The 14,924-nt window shown below is 37.0% G+C and carries 13 protein-coding genes; 12 read left to right on the top strand and 1 reads right to left on the bottom strand.

Annotated features, from left to right (window positions below; genetic code table 11):
- The first annotated feature begins 105 nt into the window (after positions 1 to 105).
- A complete protein-coding gene (locus tag ACY3XC_RS12155) occupies positions 106 to 1,317 on the top strand; it encodes a GNAT family N-acetyltransferase (protein ID WP_464868761.1) in 1,212 nt (403 codons plus the stop codon).
- A 319-nt stretch (positions 1,318 to 1,636) separates the two neighbouring features.
- On the opposite strand, the gene ACY3XC_RS12150 is transcribed toward ACY3XC_RS12155, so the two are convergent.
- The gene (locus tag ACY3XC_RS12150; protein WP_464868871.1) at positions 1,637 to 2,149 is read right to left on the bottom strand and encodes a DUF3231 family protein; all 513 of its coding nucleotides are present in this window, start codon (positions 2,147 to 2,149) and stop codon (positions 1,637 to 1,639) included.
- A gap of 196 nt (positions 2,150 to 2,345) precedes the next feature.
- On the opposite strand from ACY3XC_RS12150, the gene ACY3XC_RS12145 reads away from it, so the two are divergent.
- From ACY3XC_RS12145 to aspA, 11 genes are all read left to right on the top strand, one after another.
- Positions 2,346 to 2,978: a LysE family transporter gene (locus tag ACY3XC_RS12145; protein WP_464868760.1), complete on the top strand. Its 633-nt coding sequence runs from the start codon at positions 2,346 to 2,348 to the stop codon at positions 2,976 to 2,978.
- Positions 2,979 to 3,193: 215 nt separating this feature from the next.
- Positions 3,194 to 5,140: a lipoteichoic acid synthase gene (gene ltaS, locus ACY3XC_RS12140; RefSeq protein ID WP_464868759.1), complete on the top strand. Its 1,947-nt coding sequence runs from the start codon at positions 3,194 to 3,196 to the stop codon at positions 5,138 to 5,140.
- A gap of 157 nt (positions 5,141 to 5,297) precedes the next feature.
- The gene (locus ACY3XC_RS12135; protein WP_464868758.1) at positions 5,298 to 5,582 is read left to right on the top strand and encodes a hypothetical protein; all 285 of its coding nucleotides are present in this window, start codon (positions 5,298 to 5,300) and stop codon (positions 5,580 to 5,582) included.
- A 143-nt stretch (positions 5,583 to 5,725) separates the two neighbouring features.
- Positions 5,726 to 7,513, top strand: coding sequence for an oligoendopeptidase F (pepF, locus tag ACY3XC_RS12130; RefSeq protein WP_464868757.1), 1,788 nt, complete (start codon positions 5,726 to 5,728; stop codon positions 7,511 to 7,513).
- A gap of 171 nt (positions 7,514 to 7,684) precedes the next feature.
- Complete coding sequence (locus ACY3XC_RS12125) at positions 7,685 to 8,299, top strand: TVP38/TMEM64 family protein (protein ID WP_464868756.1); 615 nt, start codon at positions 7,685 to 7,687, stop codon at positions 8,297 to 8,299.
- A gap of 142 nt (positions 8,300 to 8,441) precedes the next feature.
- Positions 8,442 to 9,776 (top strand): Na+/H+ antiporter NhaC family protein, encoded by a 1,335-nt coding sequence (locus ACY3XC_RS12120; protein WP_464868755.1) that lies wholly within the window; start codon positions 8,442 to 8,444, stop codon positions 9,774 to 9,776.
- An 89-nt stretch (positions 9,777 to 9,865) separates the two neighbouring features.
- Positions 9,866 to 10,609 carry a 5-oxoprolinase subunit PxpB gene (gene pxpB, locus ACY3XC_RS12115; RefSeq protein WP_464868754.1) on the top strand — a complete coding sequence of 248 codons (744 nt, stop codon included), beginning with the start codon at positions 9,866 to 9,868 and terminating at the stop codon, positions 10,607 to 10,609.
- Positions 10,596 to 11,363 carry a LamB/YcsF family protein gene (locus ACY3XC_RS12110; RefSeq protein WP_464868753.1) on the top strand — a complete coding sequence of 256 codons (768 nt, stop codon included), beginning with the start codon at positions 10,596 to 10,598 and terminating at the stop codon, positions 11,361 to 11,363. Before pxpB ends, ACY3XC_RS12110 begins: the two co-directional genes overlap by 14 nt.
- Positions 11,360 to 12,304, top strand: coding sequence for a 5-oxoprolinase subunit C family protein (locus ACY3XC_RS12105; protein ID WP_464868752.1), 945 nt, complete (start codon positions 11,360 to 11,362; stop codon positions 12,302 to 12,304). The genes ACY3XC_RS12110 and ACY3XC_RS12105 overlap by 4 nt, the downstream gene beginning before the upstream one ends.
- A gap of 174 nt (positions 12,305 to 12,478) precedes the next feature.
- Positions 12,479 to 13,363, top strand: a complete 885-nt coding sequence (locus ACY3XC_RS12100) for a YitT family protein (RefSeq protein ID WP_179158712.1) — start codon at positions 12,479 to 12,481, stop codon at positions 13,361 to 13,363.
- Positions 13,364 to 13,484: 121 nt separating this feature from the next.
- Positions 13,485 to 14,909 carry an aspartate ammonia-lyase gene (gene aspA, locus ACY3XC_RS12095; RefSeq protein WP_179158711.1) on the top strand — a complete coding sequence of 475 codons (1,425 nt, stop codon included), beginning with the start codon at positions 13,485 to 13,487 and terminating at the stop codon, positions 14,907 to 14,909.
- Positions 14,910 to 14,924 lie beyond the last annotated feature (15 nt).

Genomic DNA, 14,924 nt, shown 5'->3' with positions numbered 1-14,924 from the left:
AACTTAGCATAAAAATTTATAGCCAAGAATTCTTATTTCTAATAAAGCAAACAATACATGTTAGGACTAATAGTTAGCGTGCTATTTGAAATTGGAGGTATAAATATGAGTCGACTAGACAGGCTCAAAATGGGGAAAGTGGAAACAAGACATTTCCAACAATTCAATCAGTTATTGCGTTATGTGTTCCAAGTGACAAAAAAAGATCTGCAAATGATTGGCTGGGAAGAACGCGAAATAGCTTTAGCCAAAAAGCCAGTTCTGGATCAGGCGGATGTGATAGGCTGGTTTGATGGTGAAAAACTGGTATCACAACTAGCTGTTTACCCTTTCCAAGTAAATATTTTTGGGCGATCATATGAAATGGGAGGGCTGACAGGTGTCGGCACCTATCCAGAGTACGCAAATATGGGACTTATGTATAAGTTGATGGGGCAGGCACTTGCAGATATGCGGGAAAGAAAACAATCGATATCTTATTTATTTCCCTATTCGATTCCCTATTATCGCCGCAGGGGATGGGAGATTGTTTCGGATAAGATGACTTTTGAAGTAAGAGATGTTCAATTACCAAAGATCAAGAAAGTTCCAGGATATGTAGAAAGATTGAATATTGAGCACCCGGACGTAAGGATTGTATATAAACTCTTCTCGAGTAAAATGCATGTTGGTATGCTTCGAAATGACTTGGCCTGGGATGAATATTGGAGATGGGATGTAGATGAATTAACGGCAGCACTTTATTATGACAGTTCACACAAGCCTCAAGGGTATCTATTGTACTGGATATCTGAGGACGTGCTTCATATTAAAGAAATGGTTTATATGAATCAAGAGGCAAGGATTGGACTCTGGAATTTCATTGGTGCCCATTTTTCCATGGTGTCAAAGGTTGTAGGGAATATTTTTATGAATGAACCATTAGCTTTTTGGCTGGAGGATGGGGATATTAATGAAAGTATCTCTCCCTATTTTATGGCACGTATTGTATGTGCAAAACAGTTTATTTCTCAATATCCTTTTAAAGCAACAGGCACAGATATACAGTTAACGTTTATGCTTGAGGATCCTATGCTTGAGTGGAATCAAGGGACATTCACATTAAATGTATCTCCATTAGGTCAAGGAAAATTAATTAAAAGTAAAGAAGAGCCAACATTTTCTCTCGATATACAGACACTGACAACTATGCTGCTTAGTTATAAGAGACCATCTCACTTGGCTGCCATTTCACGCCTAAAAGGTAATGCTCAGGTGGTCGAGATATTAGAGAATATCATTGAGAGGCAAACACCTTACTTTTCGGATTACTTCTAATAATGAAGGTAATCTAGTAAAAGAGCCTATTAATCGGATATATTTTTTGAAAAATAGTTTGGGAAAATGTTTTGGACTATTTTAGGGGTGTTTTGGACTATATTCTTGTGGTTTTGGACTATATTCTTGATGTTTTGGACTTTTTCCAAAGGGTTTTGAACTATTTCCTTATGGTTTTGGACTATTAGCCAATATCTGTAAACTAAAATACCTATTTAGGTAGTTACAGTGGAACTTTTAAATGCATGTTTATTACTTTTTTAAATAATCAAAAGGGATGAACAACCGTGTTCATCCCTTTTTCTTTGAGTTTTTTGATTTAACAATCTCCATGCTTATTAAGATGTAATGGAGGAGGAATGAGCCAGCCTTTTTCCTTATTTAAACGAAGCACTTTTGCGCCGAGTCCTGCTTTTTGTGTATGAACCTGTCCATACATCATGGCTACATCTTCCCTTATAGACTTGCCGATTATTTGACTGCATAAGACGAGTCCAGCAGCAATATCGGCAGAAAGTCCAGCCGCAATCGCAGGGTCAGGAATTCTAGCTCCTACAGGAATATCCTCTAAACATGCCTCAGGCGGCTCTGGTTGTGTAGGAGGCAAACCAATGCCATTTTCTTTTAATAGTTCTTCCAATTGCTTCTTTTCCTGCTGGCATATCTCCACGGCTTCAACTAACAGCTTCTTCAAATCTTCATCACCAGCATGGTTCAGCATGGTTTTATACCCTGCAATCATGCCATTCCCTGCTAATAATGACGACCAAAGATCAAATACTTCACCATAGTGTAAAGGCTCCTCTTTAGGGTTGCCGCTTAAAATTCCCATCGTTGCCCTCCTTAATGTATATGAAAATTTGTTCATAATCAGTGCCACCTTTCTTCCAAGCACATCAATAGGGTTGCCCATTTCGAACCCTCTCATTAATTTTTATCGTTTTTCATGATTAGAATTTTTTGGACATGTGTCTGGATAATTTACATAAAATGTACAAGTTAGACAAAGGCGGAGTGGAGTGGTTTGATTGAGTATCAGCATTTTATTGAGTTACATCATTTTGGGATTTACATTGGCAGCTCCAATCGGGCCGGTAAATTCCGCACGGTTAGATAAGGGAATTAAGAATGGATTTTGGCATGCATGGATTGTTGGTGCAGGCTCTATGGTGGCGGATGGATTTTTTATGCTGCTTGTTTATTTAGGGATGGTACAATTTTTGGGAATTCCGATGATCCAAATATTTCTTTGGTTATTCGGAGGCTTTATCCTTATTTATTCAGGTTTAGAAAGTATCAAAAATGCGAATACGATCACTCTTACTTATGGAAGAGATCAAGAGTCACTAATGAAATGTTTCTTTACTGGGTTTATTATGTCCATTACCAGTCCTTTATCGGTATTGTTCTGGTTAGGTATTTATGGCTCGGTCTTAGCAAAAACAGCCCAAACAAATGGAACAGAATCTCTTTTGATTTATAGCTGTATGATTTTCCTTGGACTAACCATTTGGGACGTATTTGTTGCTGGACTAACTACAGGCTTTCGAAAGCTCCTGACAGTAAAAAGCTTAATTGCTATCTCCATTATTTCTGGTGCATCACTCGTTTTATTTGGACTTTATTTTGGATACCAGGGTATTCATGCACTCTTTAGTTAATAACTCAACATTGATTCTGAAAGAACACAACCTCACTTGACTTTTGATAAATAATCCGTATAATACAATTTTGTGTTGAATTATTTTATAAATTGTTCATAAATTGTTCATACTTAACTGTTACTATTAATGATAGATTTAGTGATAGATTAATATAACTTATATAAAATAACCCCCACTAAATAATGATTATTTTCTTAAGGCAGGTGCAAAAAATGAATAACTTAACTCAAAAGGGTCAAGGTATTTTAAATAAATATATTGGCTTTTTCTTATTGGCTGTATTCTTCCTTTGGATGAAAACCTATATAGCTCAATTAACTCAATTTGATTTAGGTATTGAAAATACACTACAAAAGTTCCTATTATTTATTAATCCGTTAGGATCATCTTTATTATTTTTAGGATTGGCTTTTTTATTTAAAGGGCGTAAGAAATATATTGCACTACTTGTGATTGATTTCTTTTTATCCTTTCTATTATTTGCAAATGTTGTCTATTACAGATTCTTTAATGACTTTATTACGTTACCGACCTTAACTCAGACTCAAAACTTTGGTGATGTAAGCGGAAGTGTCGTAACACTTTTAAGACCATATGATTTCTTATTCTTTATGGATATCATCCTATTGATTGCTTTACTTGCATTTCGCTTTGTGAAAGTGGAAGTTAAAGACATGAATCGCAGAAAAGTAGCTGCATTATTCTCATTATCACTTGCTATTTCATGCGGAAATCTTGGACTAGCTGAAAGTGATCGTCCTCAATTGTTAACAAGAGGATTTGACCGTAATTATATTGTGAAATATTTAGGTATGTACAACTACACCATTTATGATGCTGTTAAAAGTACAAAAGCTTCCGCACAAAGGGTTATGGCGAACAGTGACGATATGACAGAAGTAATTAACTATACCAAATCAAACTACGCACAGCCAAATCCTGCATACTTTGGTGCAGGAAAAGGTATGAATGTAATTTATTTACATCTTGAATCGATGCAAAATTTCCTTATTGACTACAAGTTAAATGGGGAAGAAGTAACACCGTTTCTAAATTCGTTAACGAAGGATCAAAACACACTTTATTTTGATAACTTCTTCCATCAAACTGCGCAAGGTAAAACGGCTGATGCTGAATTTATTCTTGAAAATTCATTATATGGATTACCGCAGGGTTCAGCTTTTACAACTAAAGGGTTGAATACGTATCAAGCAGCACCTGCAATTTTAGGTCAACAAGGCTATAGTTCTGCTGTGTTCCATGGGAATTCAGGCAGCTTCTGGAATCGTGATGAAATTTATAAATCATTTGGATATAATCACTTTTTTGATGAAAGTTCATATAGTATGAATCCAGAAGACCTAGCTGAGTATGGGCTTATGGATAAGCCATTCTTTGAGGAATCAATTCCATTGTTGGAAACATTACCTCAGCCTTTTTATACAAAGTTTATTACTGTTTCAAATCACTACCCTTATCCGATTGCTGAGGAAGAAGCAACCATTGCACCGCATACAACGGGTGATAAATCGGTTGATACCTACTTCCAAACAGCTCGTTATGCGGATGAAGCTTTGAAACAATTCTTTGATTACCTGAAAGAATCAGGGTTATATGATAATTCTGTCATAGTCATGTACGGCGACCATTATGGAATTTCAGAAAATCATAATAAAGCAATGGAACAAGTTCTAGGTAAAGAAATTACAGATTTTGATAGTGCCGGATTACAACGCGTGCCTTTCTTTATTCGTGTTCCTGGAATTGAGGGTGGAATTAACCACGAATACGGCGGACAAATTGATATCCTGCCAACACTGCTTCACTTGTTAGGAATTGATACAAAAGATTATGTTCAGTTTGGAACTGACCTTTTATCTGAACAGCATGATGATCTTGTTCCATTCCGTGATGGTAATTTTATGAGTGCAACTATTTCATCTGTAGGTGGTAAATTCTACGATTCCACTACAGGATTGAAATTAGATGAAGGTAGGATGGAAGAGGCATTGAATCTTCAGAAAATCGTTGAAAATAAATTAGCACTTTCTGATAAAGTCGTAAACGGAGATCTATTACGCTTCTACACTCCTGGAAACTTTACTCCTATTGACCGAACACAATATAATTACAATCAATTACAAGATGATGAAGAATAAAATATAATCCAGGCTGTTTAGGAGATCCCTAAACAGCCTTTTTAGATCATATATTTTAAAGTTGTCGAAAATGTGAATTTTTTAAATACATAAAAATTTAGAAGGAATGCACCCTTTGACTGTCGAATGAATGAAAGACAGATTGGAGATGAGACAAATGAGTTTACAAATGGCTGCTGCAAATCATGTTGTTACAGGTGAAAAGTCGTGCATTTTATGCAGTAAGGACTTTGAATATGCTGCAATTGTTAGTGGAGTGAAAAATGTAGAGGATTTGTCATCAATCTATAAGGGTAAAGCATTCACCGACCAAGTTGTTGTTCTAAAAAAAAGTATTGTCAATAATGGAGCTTTACACATTGTTGATGTTGAAATTACGGTTAAATGCCCACATTGTCAATCCAATAATCGATTTAATCAGTTTCTTACATTGCAATCATAGGGATTAATAGGATAAAGTAAAAAGCACCTAAAAAGGTGCTTTTATCGTGTGCAAAACGGGCCTTTTGAAAAAATTAAGGATAGGTCTAGTACAAGCGTGATTCGAATAGTTACTAATAATAAAATTCTCTAAGGAGGTAGCAAATGTCAGTCTATACTTCTAGAAATGATGTACCCGTAAACGAAAAATGGAGCCTTGAAGACATTTATTCCGATTTAACTAAATGGGAAAACGATCTTCAGCTTGTTGAAAAAATGGCGGAAAAATTGAAGCAATTTGATGGAATCATTCAGGATGGTAAGAGTCTTTATCAATACTTGAAACAAAGAGAGGAATTATCGTATACATTTAATCATGTCTATGCTTACGCCATGCTGAGGGTAGATGAGGATACAAGGGATTCTGGTTCACAATCTTTATTAGATCGTGCCAAAGGTCTAAGTGTGAAGGTTAGTTCCTCAACATCGTTTTTTATGCCATACTTATTAGGTTTAGATAAAGAAACCTTAAGCAGCTATATTGCAGAAGAGGAAGGCCTTAAGTACTTCGAAGAGGATTTATATGAATCCTTTCGATACAAGACACATGTCCTTAGTAAAGATCAGGAAGAAGTGTTATCCCAATTAGGCGAAGCACTGTCTGCTCCAAGTACAACCTTTGGGATGATCAATAATGCAGATATTAAGTTTGGCGATGTAACCAATAACAATGGGGAAAAGGTTCAGTTAACGAGAGGGATGTACTCGAAATTAATCGAGGATGAAGACCGGGAAAGACGAAGGGAAGCATATAAATCCTATTATAAGCCATATGTTGAATTAAAGAATTCTATTGCGAGTACACTTTCTGCAGCAATCAAGAATAACGTAACCTTAGCAAAAATCAGAAAATATCCATCTGCTTTAGAAAAAGCACTGTTCGGTGATATGGTGCCAAAGGAAGTATATGAGAACCTGATAACAGCAACGAAAGATAATATTGCACCCCTTCACAGGTATTCTGGAATCCGCAAGCAGAAGCTGCAGCTAGATGAACTTAGGCAATATGATATGTCCGTTCCTTTAGTTCAGGGTGTAAAACAGGTCATACCCTATGAGGAAGCATATGAAACCATGATAAAAGCTCTAGGACCTCTTGGGGAAGAATATGTAACCATCCTAAAAGAATTCAAGGATGCCAGGTATATTGATGTCCGTGAGACTCCTGGTAAGCGCTCAGGTGCCTATAATTTGGGGATATACGGGGTTCATCCATTTATATTATTAAATCATCAAGATGATTTGGACAGTTTATTTACACTTGCCCATGAGTGTGGTCATGGGGTCCATAGTAAATTAAGCTCGCAGCATCAGCCTCAAATTACGGCTCGTTATAGTATTTTTGTCGCAGAAGTGGCTTCGACGGTCAACGAAATTTTGCTGATTAATTATTTATTAAATACAGAAAAGAATCTTGAAGTAAGGAAACATTTATTAAATCATTTCATTGATCAATTTAAAGGAACATTCTTTACCCAAGTCATGTTTGCAGAATTTGAGAAAATCACTCATGAGCTGGCAGAAAAGGGTACCCCATTAAATGTCGAGGTATTTAATCAGACATATGAAGCATTGTTTAGGGAATACAATGGGGATGTGGTGGTTTTTGACGATGAAGTGAAATTTGGCTGGTCCAGAATTCCTCATTTCTATCGTCCATTTTACGTCTATAAGTACGCAACTGGTTTTGCCTCAGCGATTCATTTGGCAACGAAAATACTTGAAGGTGATAAAGAAACCTTACAATCATACCTTGCCTTCTTAAAGAGCGGAAGCTGTGATTATCCTCTCGAGTTGTTGAAGAAGACTGGAGTAGATTTAACCACTCCAGTGCCAATTGAAAATGCCATGAAAAAGTTTGGAGACCTTGTAGAGGAATTCTCAAGCTTATAATTGTCAAAGGATGTCACAAATTTTCTTTTGTGCCATCTTTTTTTTATCACTGTTAATTGTTGCATGGTATGATGTGTTTAAGAATATATTTTACCCTTACCCTAGAATACCTTAAAATGAAAATAGGTGATTAATATTTGGAAAAAAATCATTTCCTTAATCGGGATAATATTGATCATTTTTTTAGTTATTCATAATACCGAAACTTTTCAGCTGCTTAGAAGCGGGGATTTGGATTCCATCATACTTTCTTTGAAGGATACCACATTTTCAAAATTCTTCTTTACCTTTATCATTATGGTGATTCAAAATTCATTTACTATTATTCCTCTTATTATTATCATTACGATAAATTATGCATTATTCGGTTTTTTTAATGGCCTTATTTGGAGTTGGTTCACAAGTATAATTGCTGCTGGGATTTGGTTTTTATGCAGTCGTTATTTTTTCAATGATTGGGTACAGAAAAAAAGTAATCCAGAACTATTATCAAAGATGGAGCAGAATGGGCTGCTATTTGTGTTCCAAGCTAGAATTATTCCATTTGTTCCTACTAGCTTAATCAATATTCTGAGTGGATTAAGTTCTATCACCTTTAAGCATTTTTTGATTGGTACGATGTTTGGAAATCTCATCTTTTTCTTTGTGTTAACTCTCATCCCTGCAGGATTCATGGAGGGGAATATGGAGCAAAATATCTTGCTTGGAATAGCACTCGTTTTTGTAGGATTGGTAATTTTCTACCGTCTAAAGAAAAAACAGAAAAGAAGAAAACAAGTAAATTAAAAAACTTTAATATTACATATTGCACAATCAAAGAAATTATTGTACTCTAATATTTGCTTGTTAAATAGACAGTAAAACCTCTTTTTCTTGTTTGGAAAGAAGAGGTTTTTTTTATGTGAATTGGAAAGAGAGGGTGTTTACCATGAGTACAAACAAAAAAGGCAATCCATGGGCGTTAATACCTTTTGCTGTGTTTTTAGTATTATTTATTGGATCGGGAATTGTCACGGGCGATTTTTATAAATTTCCGGTCATTGTAGCAATTGTTATTGCAGCAGCTGTTGCGTTAATAATGAATAGGAAAGAAACATTTAATCAGAAGGTAGAAATTTTTACAAGAGGCGCGGGAGAATCAAACATCATGCTTATGGTTATGATTTTCCTATTAGCAGGTGCCTTTTCAGAGACAGCTAAAGGCATGGGTGCAGTTGATTCAACTGTGAATATGGCATTATCTGTGGTACCTCAAAATCTGTTAATGGTCGGTGTTTTTATTATTGCTTGTTTTATATCCTTGTCAATGGGGACTAGTATGGGAACCATTGTCGCACTGGCACCTATAGGTGTTGGCATAAGCGAGCAAACGGATATTTCTCTTGCGCTTTCGATGGCTGCAGTGATTGGCGGAGCCATGTTTGGGGATAACTTGTCTTTTATTTCGGATACGACGATTGCAGCAGTAAGGACGCAAGGGACAAAAATGAAGGATAAATTTAAAATGAATTTTCTTATTGCTCTTCCTGCCGCCATTATTACCTGTATCATTCTTGCTATACTAACAATGGGTGAACAAGCCAATATCAGTCAGCAATCCTATAATTGGATAAAGATTCTACCTTATCTAGGTGTACTGATTACTGCGTTAGCAGGAGTAAATGTATTTTTGGTTCTTACATTCGGAATACTGTTTGCCGGTTTTATTGGGATAGTGGATGGAAGTTATAACCTTATGGAACTCATTCAGAAGACTGGCGAAGGTATGGCAGGAATGTTTGAAATCTCCTTCCTGGCCATTTTAATTGCAGGTATGGTGGAAGTAATAAAGCATAATGGCGGGATTGATTATTTACTCCACCTCGTAACAGGTAAAATTAAATCGAAAAAAGGGGCTGAATTTGGGATTGCTGGACTTGTAAGCTTAACAGATCTTTCCACAGCAAATAATACAATCTCAATCGTTATTGCTGGACCGCTTGCAAAGAATATAGCTAATCAGTACGGAATTGACCCTCGCAGGTCAGCCAGTTTACTCGACGTTTTTTCTTGCAGTATTCAAGGATTAATCCCATATGGTGCTCAATTGCTCGTTGCTGCAGGGGTGGCGGGTATTTCCCCAGTCAGCATTTTAGCCTATTCATATTACCCAGTATTAATAGGGATTTGTGCAGTGACAGCCATTTTAACTGGTTACCCGCGCCACACAATAAAAAGTGCTAAAGAAAGTGCGACTAAACAATTACGTTCTGATCTACAGTGATCAGAGCGTTTTTTAATTGCATTATCCTAATGTATTAAATAAAGTAAAGAGTATTAATAACAAATTCTTGTGATAAGAAGGTGAGGTAAATGTGTGTTGAGATCGTACCATTAGGTGATTCGGCAATCACGATTACCTTTGGCAATAAAATTGATGAAGGGATTCATCAACAAATCCATCAATTTCTACATGTTTTTAGACGTAATAAGGTGGTCGGAGTGTTCGAGTGTGTCCCGGCCTATACATCTATTTCCATTTTTTATGACCCCGTAAGGATTACTTATAGTCAATTGGAGAAAAAAGTATTTTCAATCTATAAGTCTGCAATGGAAACACCCCAAATAGAATCATATGTCTATAGGATCCCGGTTTATTATGGCGGAGAGACTGGACCGGATTTAAGGTTTATTGCACAATACAATAATATTAGTGAGCAGGAAGTCGTTAATAATCACGCAAACAAAGAGTACTTGATACATATGATTGGGTTTGTAGCAGGCTTCCCATATCTTGGCGGACTTTCCCATAAAATCTCCGCTCCTCGTCTAGAAAAGCCGAGACCCAAAATAGCGGCAGGGTCTGTGGGAATTGGAGGAAGTCAAACGGGGATTTATCCAGCTGAGGTACCTTCGGGTTGGAGGATTATTGGCATAACTCCATTACGATTATTTGATAGTGAGAATGAAAATCCGTCGCTATTATCGGCAGGAAATTATGTAACCTTCCTGCCTGTAGATTATGAAGAGTTTCTTACTATAAAAGAACGGATAGCTGTTAAAAAGTATGAAATATTGTCTTACAAAAAGGGGGCTAGTGGACATGAATGTTATTGACCTTAATTGTGATCTTGGAGAGAGCTATGGGTTATATAAAATTGGAAATGATAAAGAAATTTTGAAGCATATCTCATCTGCAAATATAGCTTGCGGCTATCATGCTGGAGATCATAATGTGATGATGGAAACCGTAAAATTGGCTAAAAAGTATCATGTGAGTATTGGTGCCCACCCTGGATTTCTTGATCTAGCAGGATTTGGCCGGCGAGAAATGAATATTAATCCAACAGAAATCTATAATCTCATCCTCTATCAAATTGGTGCCCTAGCTGCGATTGCTCAAGCTCAAGGTGTAGCCTTGGTTCATGTAAAGCCACATGGTGCGCTATATAATATGGCATCTAGTAGTCGTTCAATCGCTGTTGCTATTGCTCAGGCTGTAGCAGATTATAATAGCAGATTAATCCTTTTTGGTTTATCAGGCAGTGAACTAATACAGGCAGGTAAAGAAAAGGGCTTGCTGACAGCTTCAGAAGTTTTTGCTGATCGAACTTATCAGCCTGATGGAACCTTAACCTCAAGAAGCGAACAGAACAGTATGATTCATGATGTGAAGTTTGCAGTAGAAAGAATGATTCGAATGGTTAAGGAAGGAAAAGTAACAGCAACAGATGGTACCGATATAGATATCTGTGCCGACACTATTTGTGTTCATGGCGATGAACCTGCTGCCTTAGATTTTAGTAAGGAGCTAAGGGAAGCTTTATTAAAAGAAAATATAAGGATAAGAAAGTGCTGGTATGTTAGATGAAAACGCCAATCTTTAAGGTAATAAAACCAGGATTGCAAACAACTGTACAAGACCTTGGGAGATATGGATTCCGCGAATACGGGGTTAGCCCATCAGGAGCAATGGATTCGTATTCTTTACAAATGGGAAATTTATTAGTTGGAAACGTATTAGGTGAGGCTGCACTTGAAGCACCTCTAATAGGACCCGTTCTCTTGGCATTGCATGATGTCTCTATTGCAATATGCGGCGGAAATTTTACTCCTAAAATTAATAATCAGGAGGTACCGGTGTGGAAATGCACCGTAATTAAGAAAGGGCAAACCCTCTCGTATGGAAGGGTAAAAGAGGGAGCAAGAACGTATATTTGTGTTGCTGGAGGCATTCAAGTTCCATTCGTATTGAACAGTAAATCAACGTATTTATCAGGAAAATTTGGTGGATTGGATGGCAGGGCTCTAAAAGAAGGGGATACCCTTTATGGGAAACCTTACATCAGAAGAAATAGATTTATTCATGCAAAATTCATTCCAGAATATATGAATCCATTAATACTTAGAATAATAGCGGGTCCACATAAAGATAAATTTACTCCATTAGGATTCAAAACATTTCTGACTGCAGAATATATCATCTCTCCTCAATCAAACCGAATGGGGTATCAATTATCGGGTCCGAAAATTGAGCATAGCAGTACAGCTGATATTATTTCTGATGCCATTCCTTTAGGAGGAATTCAAGTCCCATCAAGCGGGCAGCCCATTATTCTAATGGCTGAACACCAAACTACAGGAGGCTATTCTAGAATAGGAAGTGTTATTTCAACAGATATCCCGCTTCTTGCTCAAGCTAAACCGGGAACAAGGGTCAGATTTAAGGAGATTTCCCTTCAATCTGCTCAAAATCTGATAGTCGAAAGTAAGAATACGATTAAATATTTAAACTTGTTGTCAAGGTCATAACCCTCCTAAAAGTGAACTTAAATTCAGGTTTAATAGATTTTATGGTATAATAATAGTAATAATTAATTCATGATAGCTACATAACTTGGTAATAATAACCTAGTGCGAGAATTAACAGCATAATTAATTTCTCAAGTATGGTTTTTATAATAAATTTTTATAAGGTGTGATTTTGTGACAGAATTAGTAAACGAAAAAGTGCAGCATCGAAAACTTCCTCTTAGTAAAAAAATCTTTCGAGCGATAGCCATTTCTCTCGGTGCGATATTAATGGCTACCGGTCTAGAGATCTTTTTAGTCCCAAACAAAGTAATTGATGGCGGCGTAACAGGTATATCGATAATGTTATCTCATCTAACGGGTCTTGAGCTCGGTATCTTTCTATTCCTGTTAAACCTGCCATTTGTATATTTGGGATACAAGCAGATGGGTAAAACCTTTGCTATTTCTACTGTATATGGAATTATTGTTTTATCTGTTTTTACAACATTATTTCATCCAATACCAGCCTTTACCGACGATATTCTTCTTGCGACCATTTTTGGCGGCATGATATTAGGAATTGGAGTTGGAATTGTTATACGTTTCGGCGGAGCATTAGATGGTACAGAAATATTATCGCTCGTGATAACTAAGAAAGTGCCATTCTCCGTCGGTCAAATTATTATGTTTATCAACCTCTTTATTTTAGGGGCAGCAGGATTTGTGTTTAGTTGGGACCGGGCGATGTATTCCTTACTAGCTTACGTTATTGCTGCGAAAGCAATTGATACGGTAGTGGATGGTTTCGAGGAATCGAAATCTGTTTGGATTATCAGTGATGTAGCAGAGGAAATTGGAAATGCCGTAAATGCTCGCTTAGGTCGTGGTGTAACATACCTTAAGGGTGAGGGAGCCTATACCGGTGACCATAAGAAGGTAATTTTCAGTATCATCACTAGACTAGAAGAATCGAAACTGACAACGATTGTTGAGGAAATTGATCCAAATGCCTTTTTGGCGATAGCAGACATTTCCGAAGTTAGGGGCGGACGTTTTAAGAAGAGGGACATCCATTAATTTACACATTTACGAAAAATCTCAGGGCTAAATTCTCTGGGATGTTTTTTTACCTCTTTCAACTGTTTTTATGTTACATTTGATATGTACCAGATAGATTACTAGAAGAGGATGAAACGGGATGTCAACAGACAAGAAAAGAATCGAGAAGGATTTCCTTGGGGATAAAGAAATACCGGTTGAGGCGTATTATGGGATTCAAACGATTAGGGCTGTGGAGAATTTTCCGATTACAGGATACCGCATTCATGAGTCTTTAATTAAAGCGCTTGCAATGGTAAAAAAGGCAGCAGCAATTGCTAATATGAATACAACTAGATTATACAAAGATCATGCTGAGGTTATCATACAAGCAGCGGATGAGATTATTGCTGGTAAGTGGGATGATCAATTTATCGTCGATCCGATTCAGGGTGGTGCGGGGACCTCGATGAATATGAATGTAAATGAAGTCATCGCTAACCGTGGTCTCGAATTACTTGGTCAAGCGAAAGGTGATTATTTTCATTTAAGTCCTAATACACATGTTAATATGTCACAATCTACGAATGATGTATTTCCAACAGCAATACATATTTCAACGCTTACATTATTAGAAAAATTACTAGTGACAATGGAAGATATGCAAAAAGTATTTAAACAAAAAGCTGTACAGTTTGAGAAGGTTATTAAGATGGGACGTACACATCTTCAGGATGCTGTTCCAATTCGACTTGGACAAGAGTTTGAAGCATATGCAAGGGTTCTTACTCGTGATATTAATCGAATCAAACATACACGTGAGCATTTGTTAGAAGTGAATATGGGAGCTACGGCAGTAGGAACAGGTTTGAACGCAGATCCTAAATATATAAAAGATGTAGTGAAACAGCTCGCTGAAATCAGTGGCTTTCCACTTGTAAATGCTGAGCACCTTGTAGATGCGACACAGAATACAGATGCCTATACAGAAGTTTCGGCTGCTCTAAAAGTTTGCATGATGAATATGTCAAAAATCGCAAATGATCTTCGCTTAATGGCTTCAGGGCCTCGAGCAGGGTTAGGTGAAATTCGTCTTCCTGCTCGTCAGCCAGGTTCTTCGATTATGCCAGGAAAAGTGAATCCGGTTATGCCTGAGCTAATCAATCAAATTGCCTTTCAGGTCATTGGAAATGACCATACCATTTGTCTCGCATCTGAAGCTGGTCAACTCGAGCTGAATGTAATGGAGCCAGTTTTAGTCTTTAACCTTCTTCAGTCCATCAGTATTATGAATAATGGGTTCCGTGCCTTTACGGATCATTGCTTAACAGGCATTGAAGCAAATGAAGAGCGTTTAAAAGACTATGTAGACAAAAGTGTGGGTATTATTACGGCTGTAAATCCACATCTCGGATACGAAGTAGCAGCACGAATTGCCAGGGAAGCGACCATTTCTGGGAAATCTGTTCGTGAACTATGTTTACAGTATGATGTTTTAACAGAAGAGGAATTGGATATTATTTTGAATGTCTATGAAATGACTGAGCCAGGTATTGCAGGGGAAGAACTGTTGGATAGAGATTAATTTGGTTACGAATGA

It is taken from the genome of Bacillus sp. CZDM1 (assembly GCF_055502545.1).
The sequence above is the reverse complement of the archived record's forward strand: the minus strand, read 5'-3'. Positions and strand labels throughout refer to the sequence as shown.

What these genes read in the sequence shown, in the direction of transcription:
- ACY3XC_RS12135 (WP_464868758.1), top strand. Translation starts at nt 5,298, where the DNA reads ATGAGTTTACAAATGGCTGCTGCAAATCATGTTGTTACAGGTGAAAAG.
- ACY3XC_RS12120 (WP_464868755.1), top strand. Translation starts at nt 8,442, where the DNA reads ATGAGTACAAACAAAAAAGGCAATCCATGGGCGTTAATACCTTTTGCT.
- pepF (WP_464868757.1), top strand. Translation starts at nt 5,726, where the DNA reads ATGTCAGTCTATACTTCTAGAAATGATGTACCCGTAAACGAAAAATGG.
- ACY3XC_RS12150 (WP_464868871.1), bottom strand. Translation starts at nt 2,149, where the DNA reads ATGGGAATTTTAAGCGGCAACCCTAAAGAGGAGCCTTTACACTATGGT.
- aspA (WP_179158711.1), top strand. Translation starts at nt 13,485, where the DNA reads ATGTCAACAGACAAGAAAAGAATCGAGAAGGATTTCCTTGGGGATAAA.
- ACY3XC_RS12155 (WP_464868761.1), top strand. Translation starts at nt 106, where the DNA reads ATGAGTCGACTAGACAGGCTCAAAATGGGGAAAGTGGAAACAAGACAT.
- ACY3XC_RS12110 (WP_464868753.1), top strand. Translation starts at nt 10,596, where the DNA reads ATGAATGTTATTGACCTTAATTGTGATCTTGGAGAGAGCTATGGGTTA.
- ACY3XC_RS12105 (WP_464868752.1), top strand. Translation starts at nt 11,360, where the DNA reads ATGAAAACGCCAATCTTTAAGGTAATAAAACCAGGATTGCAAACAACT.
- pxpB (WP_464868754.1), top strand. Translation starts at nt 9,866, where the DNA reads ATGTGTGTTGAGATCGTACCATTAGGTGATTCGGCAATCACGATTACC.
- ltaS (WP_464868759.1), top strand. Translation starts at nt 3,194, where the DNA reads ATGAATAACTTAACTCAAAAGGGTCAAGGTATTTTAAATAAATATATT.